This window comes from Tenacibaculum piscium (assembly GCF_021390755.1).
Classification (GTDB): domain Bacteria; phylum Bacteroidota; class Bacteroidia; order Flavobacteriales; family Flavobacteriaceae; genus Polaribacter; species Polaribacter piscius.
The window spans coordinates 259,801-277,686 of sequence record NZ_JAJGWR010000004.1 but is presented as its reverse complement, the minus strand read 5'-3'; the positions used below and the strand labels follow the sequence as shown (position 1 = coordinate 277,686).

16 protein-coding genes are annotated in these 17,886 nt (G+C 31.5%); 6 read left to right on the top strand and 10 right to left on the bottom strand.

The annotated features are described in order from the left end of the window. Nucleotides 1–73 precede the first annotated feature (73 nt). Nucleotides 74–1,282 (top strand): diaminopimelate decarboxylase, encoded by a 1,209-nt coding sequence (gene lysA, locus L0U72_RS09100; RefSeq protein WP_233885211.1) that lies wholly within the window; start codon nucleotides 74–76, stop codon nucleotides 1,280–1,282. 148 nt (nucleotides 1,283–1,430) lie between these two features. Here lysA and rplI read toward each other — a convergent pair whose 3' ends face one another. The 4 genes from rplI to mqo form a co-directional block, all read right to left on the bottom strand. Beyond that, nucleotides 1,431–1,880 (bottom strand): 50S ribosomal protein L9, encoded by a 450-nt coding sequence (gene rplI, locus L0U72_RS09095; RefSeq protein WP_233885209.1) that lies wholly within the window; start codon nucleotides 1,878–1,880, stop codon nucleotides 1,431–1,433. A gap of 15 nt (nucleotides 1,881–1,895) precedes the next feature. After that, entirely contained in the window at nucleotides 1,896–2,198 is a 303-nt protein-coding gene (gene rpsR / locus L0U72_RS09090; protein WP_233885205.1) for a 30S ribosomal protein S18, read from the bottom strand. Nucleotides 2,199–2,201: 3 nt separating this feature from the next. Further along, entirely contained in the window at nucleotides 2,202–2,543 is a 342-nt protein-coding gene (gene rpsF, locus L0U72_RS09085) for a 30S ribosomal protein S6 (protein WP_101915711.1), read from the bottom strand. Nucleotides 2,544–2,647: 104 nt separating this feature from the next. Next, nucleotides 2,648–4,123, bottom strand: a complete 1,476-nt coding sequence (gene mqo / locus L0U72_RS09080) for a malate dehydrogenase (quinone) (protein ID WP_233898941.1) — start codon at nucleotides 4,121–4,123, stop codon at nucleotides 2,648–2,650. A gap of 165 nt (nucleotides 4,124–4,288) precedes the next feature. On the opposite strand from mqo, the gene L0U72_RS09075 reads away from it, so the two are divergent. The 3 genes from L0U72_RS09075 to L0U72_RS09065 all read left to right on the top strand — a co-directional run bounded on the left by L0U72_RS09075 (nucleotide 4,289) and on the right by L0U72_RS09065 (nucleotide 8,416). After that, nucleotides 4,289–6,508: a RelA/SpoT family protein gene (locus L0U72_RS09075; RefSeq protein ID WP_101917417.1), complete on the top strand. Its 2,220-nt coding sequence runs from the start codon at nucleotides 4,289–4,291 to the stop codon at nucleotides 6,506–6,508. A gap of 86 nt (nucleotides 6,509–6,594) precedes the next feature. Further along, on the top strand, nucleotides 6,595–7,104 hold the full coding sequence (locus tag L0U72_RS09070) for a Fur family transcriptional regulator (protein ID WP_233898940.1): 510 nt from the start codon (nucleotides 6,595–6,597) through the stop codon (nucleotides 7,102–7,104). A 40-nt stretch (nucleotides 7,105–7,144) separates the two neighbouring features. Continuing rightward, nucleotides 7,145–8,416 carry an adenylosuccinate synthase gene (locus L0U72_RS09065; protein WP_101917418.1) on the top strand — a complete coding sequence of 424 codons (1,272 nt, stop codon included), beginning with the start codon at nucleotides 7,145–7,147 and terminating at the stop codon, nucleotides 8,414–8,416. Between the two features lie 86 nt (nucleotides 8,417–8,502). Here L0U72_RS09065 and L0U72_RS09060 read toward each other — a convergent pair whose 3' ends face one another. After that, on the bottom strand, nucleotides 8,503–9,930 hold the full coding sequence (locus L0U72_RS09060) for a pyridoxal phosphate-dependent decarboxylase family protein (protein WP_233885197.1): 1,428 nt from the start codon (nucleotides 9,928–9,930) through the stop codon (nucleotides 8,503–8,505). 182 nt (nucleotides 9,931–10,112) lie between these two features. Between L0U72_RS09060 and L0U72_RS09055 the strand changes: the two genes are divergently transcribed. Both L0U72_RS09055 and L0U72_RS09050 read left to right on the top strand, forming a co-directional pair. Beyond that, nucleotides 10,113–11,759: an OstA-like protein gene (locus L0U72_RS09055; protein WP_233885191.1), complete on the top strand. Its 1,647-nt coding sequence runs from the start codon at nucleotides 10,113–10,115 to the stop codon at nucleotides 11,757–11,759. Nucleotides 11,760–11,785: 26 nt separating this feature from the next. Continuing rightward, nucleotides 11,786–12,964 (top strand): aspartate aminotransferase family protein, encoded by a 1,179-nt coding sequence (locus L0U72_RS09050; RefSeq protein WP_233898939.1) that lies wholly within the window; start codon nucleotides 11,786–11,788, stop codon nucleotides 12,962–12,964. Here L0U72_RS09050 and trxA read toward each other — a convergent pair whose 3' ends face one another. The 5 genes from trxA to ilvN all read right to left on the bottom strand — a co-directional run bounded on the left by trxA (nucleotide 12,965) and on the right by ilvN (nucleotide 17,884). Then, nucleotides 12,965–13,267: a thioredoxin gene (gene trxA / locus L0U72_RS09045; protein WP_101917478.1), complete on the bottom strand. Its 303-nt coding sequence runs from the start codon at nucleotides 13,265–13,267 to the stop codon at nucleotides 12,965–12,967. It abuts the gene before it with no gap. Between the two features lie 14 nt (nucleotides 13,268–13,281). Then, entirely contained in the window at nucleotides 13,282–14,322 is a 1,041-nt protein-coding gene (locus tag L0U72_RS09040; protein WP_193700157.1) for a Tll0287-like domain-containing protein, read from the bottom strand. A gap of 213 nt (nucleotides 14,323–14,535) precedes the next feature. Then, entirely contained in the window at nucleotides 14,536–15,798 is a 1,263-nt protein-coding gene (gene ilvA, locus L0U72_RS09035) for a threonine ammonia-lyase IlvA (RefSeq protein ID WP_233885186.1), read from the bottom strand. A gap of 1 nt (nucleotide 15,799) precedes the next feature. Next, the gene (gene ilvC / locus L0U72_RS09030; protein WP_233898938.1) at nucleotides 15,800–17,317 is read right to left on the bottom strand and encodes a ketol-acid reductoisomerase; all 1,518 of its coding nucleotides are present in this window, start codon (nucleotides 17,315–17,317) and stop codon (nucleotides 15,800–15,802) included. 42 nt (nucleotides 17,318–17,359) lie between these two features. Continuing rightward, complete coding sequence (ilvN, locus tag L0U72_RS09025; RefSeq protein ID WP_101917594.1) at nucleotides 17,360–17,884, bottom strand: acetolactate synthase small subunit; 525 nt, start codon at nucleotides 17,882–17,884, stop codon at nucleotides 17,360–17,362. Between the last annotated feature and the right edge of the window lie 2 nt (nucleotides 17,885–17,886).

Genomic DNA, 17,886 nt, shown 5'->3' with positions numbered 1-17,886 from the left:
TAATTAATTTTTTCAAGAAAATTCCTTTGCTACATTTGCCTTGTATAAACATCCATAAAATAATACAAGTACAATGAATAGAGAAGCATTATTAGATTTAGCAAACAAGTACGGTTCGCCACTTTATGTATATGATACTGAAAAAATAATTGATCAGTATAAAAATATGACCACTGCTTTTTCTAAAGTTAAGAACTTAAAAATAAATTATGCCGTAAAAGCATTGTCTAACATCAATATTTTAAAAGTTTTCAAAACACTAAATAGTGGCTTAGATACCGTTTCTATTCAAGAAGTGAAACTTGGTTTACTTGCTGGATTTAATCCAAAAGATATTATTTATACACCAAACGGTGTATCATTACACGAAATTGAAGAAGTGGCAAAACTAGGTATTCAAATTAATATTGATAATTTATCAATACTAGAATTATTTGGACAGAAACACCCTAAAACACCTGTTTGTATTCGTATCAATCCGCATATTATGGCGGGCGGAAATAGCAATATTTCTGTGGGACATATTGACTCTAAATTTGGAATTTCAATTCATCAAGTACCCCATATAAAAAGAGTTGTTGAAAATACAGGAATGCGAATTAATGGAATTCACATGCACACAGGTTCTGATATTTTAGATATTGATACTTTTATACGTGCTTCAGATATTTTATTTGATGTTGCAAAACAGTTCAAAAATATTGATTTTATTGATTTTGGAAGCGGATTTAAAGTTCCTTATAAATCTGATGATATTTCTACAGATATTGTTGAATTAGGTGCTAAATTATCCGATAGATTTAATAAATTCTGTAAAGAATATGGGAAAAATATTACATTAATGTTTGAACCTGGAAAATTTTTAGTCAGTGAATCTGGTTATTTTTTAGCCAAAGTAAATGTTATCAAACAAACAACATCTACTGTTTTTGCTGGTATTGATAGCGGAATGAATCATTTAATTCGTCCGATGCTTTATAATTCATATCATCATATTGAAAATTTATCAAACCCAAAAGGAAGAGCTCGTTTTTATAGCATTGTCGGCTATATTTGTGAAACCGATACATTTGGCTCTAACAGAAGAATTAATGAAATATCCGAAGAAGATATTTTATGTTTTAGCAATGCAGGTGCGTATTGTTATTCTATGGCATCGAATTATAATTCAAGATATAAGCCTGCCGAAGTAATGATTTACAAAGGAAAAGATTACTTAATTAGAAAAAGAGAAACTATCGACGATATTCTTAGAAATCAAGAAAATATTAAAATTGATTAGAATATAGACTGCACACATTAGAGCAGACAATATATAGGGGTAGACACACAGGTCTGCCCCTACATGTTTCCATTTTTTGATATAATAAACAAAAAAAATCCTACTCAAATAAATGAGTAGGATTTTTATATAGTTTAATTTAAAATTCTTACTTTTCAGCAACAACCTCAAATACGATATCAGCAACAACAGCTCTGTGTAAACGTACAGCAGCGTTATATTTACCTAATCTTTTTACACTACCTCCTGTAACCTTGATAAATTTCTTATCAATAACAGTACCAGCTTTAGCTAATGCTTCAGCAACATTAATGTTGTTTACTGAACCAAATAATTTATCACCAGAACCTACTTTAGAAGTAATTTTTAGTTCGTATCCTTTAACAGCTTCAGCAACCGCAGTAGCTTCTTCTACTAATTTAGCTTCTTTAAAAGCACGTTGCTTTAAGTTTTCAGCTAATACTTTTTTAGCTGATGAAGTAGCTAATATTGCATATCCTTTAGGAATTAGGCTATTACGACCATAACCATTCTTAACAGTTACAACATCGTCTTTAAAACCTAAATTTTCTACGTCTTGTTTTAGTATCAATTCCATGTTTCTACTTCTTTATTATTTTAACAAATCACCAACGTATGGCATTAATGCTAAGTGACGAGATCTCTTGATAGCTTGAGCCACTTTACGTTGATACTTTAATGATGTTCCTGTTAAACGTCTTGGTAAAATTTTACCTTGCTCGTTTACTAAATACATTAAGAAGCTAGCATCTTTATAATCGATGTATTTAAAACCGTTCTTTTTAAAACGACAGTATTTTGCTTCTTTTTTTGTTTCAATATCAAGCGGCGTTAAGTAACGTACTTCACCTTGCTTGTTTCCTTTTGCTTGTTGATCTATAGTTGTTGACGCCATTTCTTACTTTTTTGCAGATTTAACACGTTCTCTTCTCTTTTCAGCCCACGCTTCAGCATGCTTGTCTAACCTTACAGTTAAATAACGCATAACGCTATCGTCTCTTCTGAATTCTAATTCAAAAGCAGAGATTGCATCTCCAGCTACTTTGTAGTCTAATAAGTGGTAAAATCCACTTTTTTTCTTTTCAATTGGATACGCTAATTTTTTTAAGCCCCAATCTTCTTTAGAAATCATTTCTGCACCTTTAGAAAGTAAATAGTCCTCAAACTTCTTTACTGTCTCCTTTATCTGAGTTTCAGATAAAACGGGATTCAAAATGAAAACAGTTTCGTAATGATTCATAATTAAATTGTTTAAATTTTATGTATAAGTTTGCAAAGATAGTGTTTTTTATACGTCAAAACAATTTTTTTCAAAAATGACTTTTAATTAAAATTACGATACCCTTATAATTTTAATATTTTTTTACTCTTTTTGAGTTCTTTTTTAAATATTTCTGATGTTAACTCTGTATTATAAAAAGGGACTATTTCCCTTAACTTTCTTTTTCCTTCGGATGTTTCTAATAATTCTGGAAAAGCTTTTTCAAGCACCTGCAACATAATTGCTGTTGCATTAGAAGCTCCTGGAGATGCGCCTAATAAACACGTAATACTTCCATCTTTACTACTAATTACTTCTGTTCCGAATTGCAATTTTCCGCCTTCAAACTCATCTTTTTTAATAATTTGAACTCGCTGTCCTGCAACCATCAATTCCCAATCATCATTATTGGCATTTTTAACGAATTTACGTAAAGCGTCCATTCGAGCATCTTTCCCCATCATTACTTGTTCAATTAAATATTTGGTTAAGGGTAAATTATGCCAAAAAGCCCCCAACATTGGTGAAATATTATCAAATTGAACCGATTTAAATAAATCTAAATTAAAACCTTCTTTTAAAAATTTTGGGCTAAATCCTGCAAAAGGACCAAACATTAATTGCTTTTTTCCATCAATATAACGGGTGTCTAAATGCGGTGTTGACATTGGCGGATCTCCAATTCCTGCCTTACTATACACTTTCGCATTATGCTGTTTAATAATTTCTGGATTGTTACAAACCAACCATTCACCGCTTACAGGAAAACCTCCATATCCTTCTTTTTCATCAATCTCTACTTTTTGTAATAATAACAAACTTCCGCCTCCAGCACCAATAAATACGTGTTTCGCATCAACTTGATGTACTTCCTTCGTTTCAGTATTTTTTACTTCAACGGTCCAATCTAAATCAGTATCTGGATCGACATCTAAAACTTCCATGGTACAGTGTACAGGCGTATCAAATTCTTTTTCTAAAATTGAAAAAAGAGCCTTTGTTAAAACACCATAATTCACTTCCGTTCCTCTACTTACTTTAGATGCTGCCATAATTTCGTCAGCATTTCTATCGTTCATCAGTAAAGGAAACCATTGTTTCATTTGATTTTTATCTTGCGTAAACTCAATGGTATCAAACATAAAATGACCTTTAAAAGCTTGATATCTTCGTTTTAAATAATCGCTATTTTCAGCTCCCGTTACCCAACTGTAATGTTTTACTGATGTTACAAAATCTGTCGGATTCTCTAAATATTTTTCAGTAACTAAATACGACCATAATTGCTTTGAAATTTCATATTTCTTACAAATTTCAATTGCTTTTTTTATTGAAATACTTTTGTCATCATTTTCAGGACAATAATTTAATTCACACAACGCCGAATGCCCCGTTCCTGCATTGTTCCACGCGGCAGAACTTTCCTGAGCAACATCATTTAAACGCTCTAAAATTAAAATTTTAAGTTTAGGATTTAATAATTTAGCCAATAATGCTAAATTTGCACTCATTATTCCACCTCCGACACAGATTAAATCATATTCTTTTTCTATTTTCATTGAATTTTCATTTAGGTTCTAGGTAAAAATAGCTTTTTTTATTTCAAATTCTAGTATTTATCATTTCTTGATAAAACTTGTTTACTAAAACTTGCTCAATAAAATTCTTTAGCCTATTTTTATTATGAAACATAGCAAATAAAAAATAAGCAAATATTTAAGCGTATGAGTTATAATGCAACGATAGAAGAAGAAAATAAAGAAATAGCCCACAGATATAAAAATTTACTAAAAGGAACGTATCAAACATTATCGGAAGAGGATAAAAAACTGATACGTAAAGCTTTTGAAATAGCCGTTGAAGCACATTCTGATCAACGTAGAAAAACAGGCGAACCTTATATTTTTCATCCCATAGCAGTTGCTAAAATTGTAGCTGATGAAATTGGTTTAGGAGCCACCTCTATTGCCGCCGCTTTACTACACGATGTGGTAGAAGATACGCCATATACTGTAGAGGATATGGAACGTTTATTCGGTGAAAATATCGCCAGAATTGTTAGCGGACTCACCAAAATATCAAACCTAAAAAAAGAACAAGACCATTCTATTCAGGCAGAAAATTTTAGAAAAATGCTTCTTACATTAAACGATGATGTACGAGTTATTCTGATAAAAATCGCAGATCGCCTACACAATATGCAAACCATGGACGCAATGCCTGGCTACAAACAGGTAAAAATCGCTTCCGAAACCTTGTATATTTATGCTCCTCTAGCCCATCGTTTAGGATTGTTTAACATCAAAACAGCACTAGAAGACTTAGGCTTAAAATATACCGAACCAGAAGTTTATAATGATATCTTAATCAAGATAAAAGATAGCAAAGAAGAACAACAAAAATATATCGATAACTTTACTGGAGTCTTAAAAGAAGCTTTAGATAAAGAAGGTTTTACCTATCAAATTAAAGGACGTTTTAAATCAATTTTCTCTATCAGAAGAAAAATGCAAAAACAAAATGTAACCTTTGATGAAGTATACGATAAATTTGCCATTCGAATAATTTATGAACCAACTTCTGATGATGAAAAATTTGATGCTTGGAAAATATATTCTATCGTTACTGACTTTTTCAAACCAAATCCCGCCCGTTTACGTGATTGGATTTCACAACCCAAAACAACAGGCTACGAAGCCTTACATATTACCGTTATGGGACCAGAAGCCAAATGGGTCGAAGTACAAGTTCGCTCTGAAAGAATGGACGAAATTGCCGAAAAAGGATACGCCGCTCACTTTAAATATAAACAAGGAGAAATTCAAGAAAATGGACTTGACGGATGGCTAAATCGTTTGAAAGAAACACTAGAGAATCAAACCATAAATGCCGTGGATTTTGTAGAAGATTTCAAACTTAATTTATACGCCAAAGAAATATATGTTTTTACCCCAAAGGGAGATTTAAAATCATTACCAAAAAGAGCAACCGCCTTAGATTTTGCCTTTTCTGTACATACCGATGTCGGTTTAAAATGCCGTGGCGCTAAAGTAAACGGAAAATTAGTTCCCCTGAGCCACACATTACGTAGCGGTGATCAAGTCGAAGTACAAACAGCCGCCAACAATAAACCAAATGTCCGTTGGCTCGATTTTGTGATAACCGCAAGAGCACGTACCAAAATAAAATCAGCCTTAAAAGCCGAAGAAAAAATTATCGCCGAAGAAGGAAAAGCCATCTTATTTCGAAAATTACGCCATTTAAAATTAGGTTCTGGTGAAAAAATAATTAATGAACTCGCCAACTATTTTGGGTTAAAAACAAGCTTCGATTTGTTTTTTAGAATCGGTAACGGTGCTATCGACAACAAACAATTAAAAGAATTTGTTGCCCAAAGAAGTGGACTTATTATGGGATTTATCAAAAATACTTTCCGTAGAAATTCTTCTAATAATGACATCTCAGAAAAAGAAGAAGTTACTCATAAATATGATGCACTCGTTTTTGGAAAAGAAGAACAAACACTCGATTATAGCTTTGCCAAATGCTGTACGCCTATTCCTGGTGATAAAGTTTTTGCTTTCACTACAATTAATGAAGGTATTAAAATACATAAAAATAATTGTCCGAACGCTATTTCATTACAATCTAATTACGCATATAGAATTATGCCCGCCAAATGGATTGATTCTACAAAACAAGATTTTACCGCAATTTTAAACCTATCTGGAATTGATAATAATGGAATTATTAATAATATAACACGTATAATCTCAAATAGTACGGACGTGTTTATACATAGTATTAATTTCTCTGGAGCTCACGGAATATTTGATGGTACACTCTCGTTAAGTGTTAAAAATAAAGTCCAATTAAACAAAATAATTTTTGAATTAAAAAAAATAGACGGAATACAAAAAATAGAACGTGTAAACACATTGTAAGCTATTTGTAAATATCATTTTAAGATACTTCTTTTTTTATCAATAAATAACTGTAAATTTGCCCGTCCGTAAAATTATAAACTATAATGAGTAATTCAATCGAAAATCAAGAAATTGTAAAAAAAGTTTTCACGACTTTTTTAGAAGAAAATAAACATCGTAAAACTCCTGAGCGTTACGCTATTTTACAAGAAATATATGTTGCGGAAGAACATTTTGATATAGAATCATTATATATTAAGATGAAAAATAAAAACTATCGAGTAAGTAGAGCCACGCTTTACAATACGATAGACCTGCTCTTAGACTGCGGATTAGTTCGTAAACATCAGTTTGATGGACAGTCAATGGCACGCTATGAAAAAAGTTATTTCGATAAAAATCATGACCATTTAATTATGACTGATTCTGGAGAAGTAAAAGAATTTTGTGATCCTAGAATACAGGTTATCAAAAAAACAATAGAAGACGTTTTTGATATTGATATTCATAATCATTCGCTTTATTTTTACGGAACAAAGCGAAAATCAAAAGAAACTAAAGAAAAAACATCAAAAGAACTAAAAGATGTTAAAAACGCTAAAGCATCAGAATAAAAAATAACAAACACAACAAATACACTTAATAACATACTAAATGGCAGTAGATTTATTACTCGGATTACAATGGGGAGACGAGGGAAAAGGTAAAATCGTAGATGTTTTAACAAGAGATTACGATATTATTGCAAGATTTCAAGGAGGACCAAATGCTGGTCATACCTTAATTTTTGACGGTAACAAACACGTTTTACACACAATTCCTTCAGGAATTTTTCATAAAACCGCTTTAAATGTAGTCGGTAATGGAGTCGTAATTGACCCTGTTATCTTTAAAAAAGAACTAGAAAATTTAGACGTACACAATATCGATTATACTTCTAAATTATTAATTTCTAGAAAAGCACACCTAATATTACCAACCCACAGATTATTAGACGCAGCGTCTGAAACATCAAAAGGAAAAGCAAAAATTGGTTCTACATTAAAAGGAATTGGCCCAACATATATGGACAAAACCGGTAGAAACGGAATGCGTGTTGGAGACTTAGAATTGGATAACTGGAAAGATAAGTACAGAGCTTTAACTGAAAAGCATTTAAGTATGCTTAGCTTTTTTGATGTTCAAGTAGAATACGATTTAGACGAATTAGAAGCTGAATTTGACTTGGGTATTGAAAAATTAAGAACATTACAATTTATAGATTCTGAAGAATATTTGAACAGCGCAATTAAAGCTGGGAAAACAATTTTAGCAGAAGGAGCGCAAGGTTCTTTATTAGATATTGACTTTGGAACATATCCGTTTGTAACTTCATCAAACACCACAGCAGCTGGTGCTTGTACTGGTTTAGGAATTGCTCCTAACAGAATTGGCGATGTATTCGGAATATTCAAAGCCTATACAACCCGTGTTGGTTCAGGTCCTTTTCCTACCGAATTATTTGACGAAGATGGTGCTGAAATGGCTAAAGTTGGTCATGAATTTGGAGCAACCACAGGTCGTGCAAGAAGATGTGGATGGTTAGATTTAGTTGCTTTAAAATATGCAGTTGATGTAAACGGAGTTACTAAGTTAATGATGATGAAAGGAGATGTTCTTTCTGGATTTGACACCTTAAAAATTTGTACTTCTTACAACTACAAAGGCGAAGAAATTACACATTTTCCTTATAATATTGAACCTGAAAACATCAGTGTAAATTACACAGAATTTAAAGGTTGGGAAGATGATTTAACGAAAATGACATCTGCTGAACAATTACCTAAAAATTTACTAGACTACGTTGCTTTTATCGAAAAAGAAACAGGAGTTCCTGTAACAGTTGTATCTGTAGGACCAGATAGAAAACAAACAATTAATAGATAATTAACTGTTTTTTACTATAATAAAAAGCCTTCATTATTTAAAATAATGAAGGCTTTTTTCTGTTTATTTCTTTTTTAATTAAAATTTTACTTTGATAAAATCTCTTGTCCAAATTGATGACATAATGCTAATGTTTCTTCTACATGGTCAATTGTTGTTTTTGGGTTTATTAGACACATTCTTAAAACAACTTGTTTATTTAAAATAGTGGTTACCAAAAATGCTTCTTTAGAATCCATTATTTTTTTAGATATTTCATTATTTAACGCATCGATTTCTTTTTCTGATAAATTTGCGCCAATCGGATTGTATCTAAAATTAATAATCGCTAAAGTAGCTGGTGAAACAATTTCCCAATCTCTACTTTTTCGTAAAACTTTTTCAACAGTATCAGCTAAATCGATATTATAGGTTACGGCTTGCTTAAAAGTATCTAAACCGTATGTTTTTATCGACATATAAAACTTCAAGGCTCTAAAACGACGCGTTAATTGAATTCCATAATCGTAAAAATTAATTTCAGATTCATTTCCTTCAATATCACGTAAATACTCAGGTTTTTCGCTAAAAGTTCCACTTAACCAAGACGAATCTTTTACTAATAAACAGCCTATTTCATAAGGTTGATAAAACCATTTATGCGGGTCAACTGTTAACGAATCTGCTCTTTCTATTCCTCGCAATGCTTTTGCTCCTTTTTCAGATAAAATAGCAGCGCCACCATAGGCTCCATCAATATGAAACCATAAATTTTCAGCTTCACAAATATCGGCAATTTCATTTAATGGATCAACAGTTCCTGTATTTGTTGTTCCTGCGGATGCTATAAAACAAAAGGGTTGTAAGCCTTCTAACTTATCTTTTGCAATGGCATTTTTTAATTTATTGATACTAATTTTAAATTCAATATCGGTAGGTAAAATACGGATTTGTTCTTTTTTAAAACCTAAAACCCGAATTGCTTTAATATTTGAGGAATGTGCTTGATCTGATAAATAAATAATTGCTTTTGAAAAATCATCGCCACATTTAATGCGTCTTGCCGTTACCAAGGCTGTTAAATTTGCCATCGAACCACCACTTGTAAAAATCCCTCCTCCTTTTTCAACAGGGAAATCGTACATTTTTAGTAGCCAATTCATCGTTACAATTTCTAACTCCGCCGCTGCTGGAGAAACCATCCATCCTCCTGAAAAAATATTGAACCCTGTCGCTAAACTATCTGCCATCGTGCTGATAAAATTACTCGGTCCAGGCACAAAAGAATAGGCTTTTGGATGGGAAATAACCGTACTATTTGGTATTACGTTATCGATTACAAAATCCAAGACTTCTGTTGGATTCATGCCTTTATCAGGAACTTCTTCCAAAAATAATGCATCCATTTGTTCACGAGTTGCCGAAGTTACTGGTTTTTTATCTTTTAGCGTATCCCAATGTTCGGCAATTAAATCTACTATTTTATAACCATAGGATTTCATTTCTTCTACAGATAAATCAAAATGGGCGCTCATAATTATATATTTTTTTATTTTTAAACTTGTACAAAATTAGCTTTAAAAAAGAACGAAGCCTTCTTTTTTAAAGATTTTTTGAAGATATTTTTATCAAAAACTTTTATCAGAATAATTTTATTGATTTATTAAGAAATAGCCCGTAATGTTTTCATTATTTTTGCAATCTAAAAATTCTTACTTTGAATAAAATATTTCTTTTAGCTTTTCTATTATTTTCCATTGGATTTTCAGTGGGTATTTTTTCTCAAGCAAAAAAAATCAAAATACTTTCTACACAAATAAGTACTGCTGATCAAGAAAAATACCCAGGAGCGACCTTGCTTATCGGAAAGGTAAAAATGCAGCACGCAGGCGCAACCTTAGATTGTCAAAGAGCCTTACTTTATAAAGATAAAAACATTTTTAAAGCCATCGGTGAAGTTGTTATTGAACAAGGTGATAGCATTATTCAATACAGTGATTTTGCGATTTATAATGGAAATTCAAAAAAAGCAACCTCTTGGGGAAACGTTGAGATTAATGATAAAGAAATGAAATTAAGCACCGATACGCTTCATTTCGACCGTAAAAATCAGATACTATATTACCCTAACGGAGGCACAATTCGTGATAAAAAAAATGTACTAAAAAGTATCCGAGGAACGTATTTTTTAAAGGATAAAAAATTTACTGCCAAATCAAAAGTAACGGTTGTAAATCCTCAAAACACTTTAGAATCTAATCATTTGGATTATTATACCAATTCAAATTTAGCCTATTTATATGGTGCAAGTACGATTACAAATTTAAAAGATAGCACTCAAATTTATTGTGAAAAAGGTTTTTATAACACCAATACTTCTGTTGCTTATTTTGTGAAAAATGCCAAATTATTTTTAAAAGAACGCACCGTTTTAGCTGATAGTTTATATTATGATAAACGAAACGGTTTTGCCTCGGCAACCAATAATATTAAGGTAATTGACACTGTTCAAAAAATGGTAACCAAAGGTAATTATGCCGAATTATATGAAAAGAAAGATTCGCTATTTATTATTGATAAAGCCGTTGCTATTACTGCTATTGATAAGGATTCGATGTATGTTGCAGGTGATAAAATTTTATTAACAGGTAAAACAAATAACAGAATAATTCGAGTTTTTAATAATGTAAAAATTTTTAAATCAGACTTGCAAGGGAAATGTGATTCTATTCATACAAGCCAAGTTTCAGGACTTACCAGAATGTTTAAAAATCCGATTATTTGGTCTGGAGAAAATCAAATTACAGGGGATAGTATTCAGTTAAAAACTAATAAAATTACCAATAAATTAGATTCTTTAAAAATCTTACAAAACGCTTTTATGATTCAAAAAGATTCTTTATCCAAAGATGATTTTAATCAAATAAAAGGACGAAATATGTACGGTAAATTTGAAGAAAACAAGTTAAAAACAATGCTTGTAAAAGGAAATGCCGAATCGTTATATTATAATCGAAACGAAAAAAGCCAACAATTAGAAACCGTTACCAAAGAAATTGCCAGCGATATTGAATTTACCTTCGCCGAAAATGAAATTATAGAAACTAAATATTTTAAATTATCTGAAGGAAAAACATTTCCGCCTTCTAAATTTCCATCCGAAGAAAAAAAGTTTAAAGGGTTTATTTGGCGTAGCGATGAACAACCTTTAACTGTTGAAGATATTTTCAAAAAAGATAAAATCAGCAATAAAAATATAAAAAAAGACATACAAAAAGACAGTAATACTCCAATTTCGAGTATCAAAAAAAATGATTCTGCCGTGAAAAAAGCGAAAAAACAATATTTAAAAGAAATTAAATAATTCTATCAAAACGCATTAATATCAAAATGAAAAACGATTTCTTAAAATATCAAGGACAAACAACACCACATCCTTTAGCTATTGAAATTTCTCACGCAAAAGGCAGTTATATTTACGATAAAAAGGGCAAAAAAATGTTGGATTTCGTGGCAGGAGTTTCGGCAAATAGCTTAGGTCATAATCATCCAAAAGTTACCAATGCCATAAAAAAACAACTTGATTCCTATACGCACGTAATGGTTTACGGGGAGTTTATTCAGCAACCACAATTGGATTTATGCAAGGCTTTGGCAAATACGTTACCTGAAAATTTAGCATCGGTTTATTTGGTAAATTCAGGAACAGAAGCCACCGAAGGCGCGTTAAAATTAGCAAAACGCTTCACAGGAAGGTCGGAAATTATCGCAGGCAAAAACGGGTATCACGGAAATACGCAAGGTGCAATGAGCGTTTGCGGAGCGGAAGCACAAAACCGTGCATTTCGTCCTTTAATTCCTGGAGTAAAATTTATCGAATTTAATAATGAAATCGATTTAGAAAAAATTACGACAAAAACAGCAGGTGTTATTTTAGAAACTATTCAAGGTGGTGCAGGTTTTATCGAACCTCAAAATAATTATTTATCAAAAGTAAAAAAGCGTTGTGAAGAAGTTGGTGCATTGCTTATTTTAGATGAAATTCAAACGGGTGTTGGACGTACAGGGAAATTTTGGGGATTTGAAAATTATAATGTTATTCCTGATATCATTATCACAGGAAAAGGTTTAGGCGGAGGAATGCCAATTGGTGCTTTTATTGCGTCTTTCGAAGTGATGAATTGCTTAAAAGAAAATCCTAAATTAGGGCATATTACTACTTTTGGCGGACATCCTGTAATTGCGAGTGCGGGTTTAGCAACTGTTGAAGAAATTATATCGTCAAATCTTATTCAAGAAACGCTTAGAAAAGAAACGATTATTAGAAATTTCTTTCAAAATCATAAAGCTATTAAAGAAATACGTGGAAGAGGTTTAATGCTTGCTCTGATTGTTGAATCGCCTGAAATTGCCTCAAAAATAATTTTGAATTGTTTGGATAAAGGCTTGATTTTATTTTGGTTACTTTTTGAAGGAAGTGCTATCAGAATTACCCCGCCTTTAACAATTTCTGATGATGAAATTAAGGAAGGGTGTCATCTTATTTTGGAAGAATTAAATAAAATTTAATTAATTATTTTGATATTCTTTTATAATATTAATTAAATCATTTTTATAAAGTAAACCCGATTGTCGCCATAACATTTTATTATTTTTAAAGAGCATAAAAGTTGGTACGCCTTTAATTTGATATTTTTCAGCTATCGATGTATTTTTATCGACATTTATTTTTAAAATGATAATATTTTCTCCTAAATCATCTTTTAGTTCTTTTAAAATAGGCGTCATCATTTTACACGGCTGACACCAATCGGCATAAAAATCTATTAATACAGGCGTTTTTCCTTTTAAAATTGTTGTTAAATTATTCATTAATTATTGATGCTTTAATTTGTATAAGTGATGCTCCAAATTCCTCGTACTTGATTGATATCATAATTTACGGCTTTATCCTTTGGATATAAATCAGCTAATTTTGTTAGTGTTTCTGGAGCTATTTGCGTTTTTGGTTTTCCATGACATTGCAGACACATCGCATTTGTTACAATCGGATAATAAAATGTTGTTTGCTGATTTTCTGTTGTTAATAGTGGCGTAATTTTTTGTTTATTGGCAACTATTTTTTTGTAATTTTCTAGAATTTCCAATTCTTTTGCGTTTGCGATATTTTTAGGATTTCTAGGTTTATCAGAAACTCGTTTAATTTTGGCGTTATATTTCAGTGCCATGCTATCCGTTAGTTTGTAGGCTTTTTCATTACAAAATTTAAGTGCCGATAGGGTTCCTTTTTTCTGAATCGTTCCCATTAAATTTTTCCCTAGCACTTTTTTAGTTCCTAAAGCGTAGCTTAAACCGATTTCAGCTTTTGATTTTTCGTGTGTTTTATGTTCGATAAAACTTGTTTTCCCTTCATTAAAATAGGAAGTTCCTTTTCGTTCTTTCCAATGTTTTTGAAACCAAGAAGGTTCTGCTATTTTATAATCGAATAAATAATTTGCTATTTTTTCAATATCTTTTTTATCAAAAACTTGTTTTGGCATTACGCCAAATTTTTTAACAGCTCCACGCATTTTGGTTTTTTCTTCAGTTGGATTTGTTACAAAACTGGTAAATTCCGCTATAAAATCTTCTTTTTTGGTATTTTCTTGAATATAATGCGCTTTAACGGCAATCATTGGCGGTGCGATTCTTCCCTCATGTGATGCTGAAATATTATGACATACAAAACATTTTGTTTCTAATAATTTTTTACCTTCGTGTTCTTTTATCGTTTTACTATTTTCTTTTTCTGATATTTTTGCGACTTCTTCTTGTTTTATTTCTTGTTTCGCTTTTTGTTTTAGCTTTTTTTCGGATTGTTTCCCCCCGTTACAATTGACAAAAATAATGAGCGTCAATAAGGTAAAATATTTTAAGTATTTTATCATGTTATTTCGTTTTTGTTATCTTTTTTATTGTTTTTGTTTTATTTTTATAAAGATACTTCAAAGCTCAAAAAATTACTGTAACAGATGTTACAATAATTATCAAAAATGAAAAAAAAATGAAAAAACCGTAATTTCTTGTAAACTTTTACTTAGGTTTTGAATCTAAAAAAAGCCAAAGAAATTACGGTTTTATATTTTGATAAAAAATATATTTTATACTAAAAACTCAAATAAATTAGGTTTATCGTTTAAATATTCGCCATAAAAATTAAGCGCTTTCATTCTTTGGATTAAAGGTGCTAAATCTTCTTTTTTCACCAATTCAATTCCAACGACAGCTGGTGCATTTTCTTTACTTGATTTCTTGGAATATTCGAAAAAAGTAATATCATCATTTTCGCCTAAAACGTCCATTAAAAAATCTTTTAACGCGCCTGCTCTTTGCGGAAATCGAATAATAAAATAATGTTTCAATTCGCTATATAATAAGGCACGTTCTTTAATTTCGGCAGTTCTAGCAATATCATTATTGCTTCCACTGATGACACAAACAACGTTTTTTCCTTTAATTTCTTCAGCAAAAAAATCTAAAGCAGTTATGGTTAAAGCACCTGCAGGTTCTACTACAATCGCTTCTTTATTATATAAATCTAGAATTGTTTGACACACTTTTCCTTCAGGAACGGTTATCATATCGTATAAATTTTCTTTACAGATATCAAAAGTTAACTTCCCTACTTGCTGGACTGCTGCCCCGTCAATAAATTTATCAATTTTAGCTAATTTAACATTTTCATTTGCCTCGATAGATGTTTTCATAGACGCTGCTCCTGCTGGTTCTACGCCTATTACTTTGGTTGTTGGTGACAATAATTTAAAAATACTAGACACCCCAGAAGCCAAGCCACCACCGCCCACGGGAACAAATACGTAATCGATAATTTCTTTAGATTGCTTTATAATTTCTAAACCTACGGTTGCCTGTCCTTCAATTATTTTTTGATCATCAAACGGATGTACAAATGTTTTACCTAAAGTATCGCATACGTTTTTTGCATATTTATAAGCATCATCAAAAGTATCGCCCGATAATTGAATATCAACATAATCGCCTCCAAACATTTTAACTTGTTCTACTTTCTGTTTTGGCGTGGGTGCGGGCATTACAATTGTACCGTGAATTTGAAGCTTTTTACACGCAAAAGCAACACCTTGTGCATGATTTCCCGCACTTGCACAAACAATTCCGTTTGCTCGTTGCGCTTGAGTTATCGAGCTTATTTTATTGTAAGCACCTCTAATTTTATACGAACGAACTTGTTGTAAATCTTCTCTTTTTAAGAAGATATTCGCTTTATATTTTTCTGAATAAATATAATTATTTAATAATGGAGTTTCTATAGCCACACCTTTTAGTGTGGCTACAGCCTCTTCTACTGCTTTTATTGTTGGAGTATAGATTGTTTTTACTAGCATATTAATGAAAAACTACGGCTTCTTTTTCTTCTTCTTGAGTTATTGTTTTCATGGCAGTCATTGACGCTCTTAATGTTTTACCAATCGCCTCAATTGGGTGATTTTGAATTGCCGTATTTACAGCGATTAACGCTAAATTATCTACTTCGTTTGAATTTGTCGCTGAATTTTTAAACGCTTTACCGATAACATTGGTATCAACAGTTTTCATAAAATCAACTAACAAAGGTTTTGCTGCGTGATCAAATAAATAACAACCATATTCTGCGGTATCAGAAATAATACGGTTCATTTCGTATAATTTTTTTCGAGCGACTGTGTTTGCAATTAATGGTAATTCGTGTAACGATTCATAATATGCCGATTCTGCTTTAATTCCTGAAGCGACCATATTATCAAAAGCTAATTCAACACCAGCTCTTACAAAAGCGACCATTAACGTACCGTAATCAAAAAATTCTTGTTCACTAATTTCTGCAGATGTTGCAGGTGTTTTTTCGAAAGATGTTTCACCAGTTTCAGCTCTCCAAGACAATAAATTAACATCATCATTTGCCCAATCTTCCATCATAGTTTTAGAAAAATGACCTGACATGATATCGTCCATATGCTTTATAAACAATGGCTCCATGATTGTTTTTAATTCTTCTGAAATTTCAAAAGCTTTAATTTTTGCAGGGTTCGATAAACGATCCATCATGTTAGTAATTCCTCCATGCTTTAAAGCTTCTGTAATCACTTCCCAACCATATTGAATTAATTTAGATGCGTACGTAGGTTCAATTCCTTCTTCAATCATTCTTTCAAATGATAAAATAGAAGCTGTTTGTAACACTCCACATAAAATGGTTTGTTCTCCCATTAAATCTGATTTTACCTCAGCTACGAAAGACGATTCTAAAACACCTGCTTTATGTCCGCCTGTTGCTACTGCGTATGCTTTTGCTTGTGCCCATCCTTTATTTTCAGGGTCATTTTCTGGGTGAACTGCAATTAAAGTTGGCACACCAAACCCTCTTTTATATTCTTCTCTTACTTCCGTTCCAGGACATTTTGGAGCGACCATGATTACTGTTAAATCTTCACGAATTTGCATTCCTTCTTCTACGATATTAAAACCGTGAGAATATGATAACGTAGCTCCTTTTTTCATTAAAGGCATTACCGTATTTACAACGCTAGTATGTTGTTTATCTGGCGTTAAATTTAAGACTAAATCAGCCGTAGGAATTAAGGCTTCAAAAGTATCAACATTAAAATTATTTTCAGAGGCATTTTTAAACGACGCTCTTTTTTCTTGAATTGCTGCAGCACGTAATGCGTAAGAAACATCTAAACCTGAATCTCTCATGTTTAAACCTTGATTTAACCCTTGCGCTCCACAACCGATAATGACTACTTTTTTTCCTTCTAATGCTTTTACGCCGTCAGAAAATTCTGAAGCGTTCATAAATCTACATTTTGCTAATTGTGCTAATTTTCCTGCTAATGATAATGTATTGAAATAATTTGTTGCCATTTTTATAGTTGTTTGGTGTTGTTGTTTTTTACTTATTTCTGATTAATTATTTACTGATAATAAGCTTGATATTTTCATTTCATCTTTGGTAATTGCAATACGTCCTGAGCGAACAAATTGCATAATTCCGTGCTTATCTAAGGTATGATATAAATCTTCAATTTCTTCTTTTGTTCCTGATTTTTCAAGGACAAAAAAATCTTTATTAATATTGATAACTCTCGATTTACTACTATTTATAATTGTTTGAATTTCATCATTTTCGAGTAATGATTTAGAGCTTAATTTAAACAAGCAAGATTCTTGATAAATCGTATGTTCATCCGTATGATAATACGCTTTAATTACCTCTACTTGTTTTTCTATTTGCCCGATAATTTTTTTAATTTGTTCTTCGGATACTTTTACTAATAGGGTAAATCTTGAAACACTTTTTATTTCTGATTTAGAAATATTCATGCTTTCAATATTGATATTTCTTCTTAAAAAGATTCCTGAAATTCTATTCAACAATCCTACATTATTTTCTGTATAAACAGAAACGGTATATGTTTGTTTATTTTCCATGT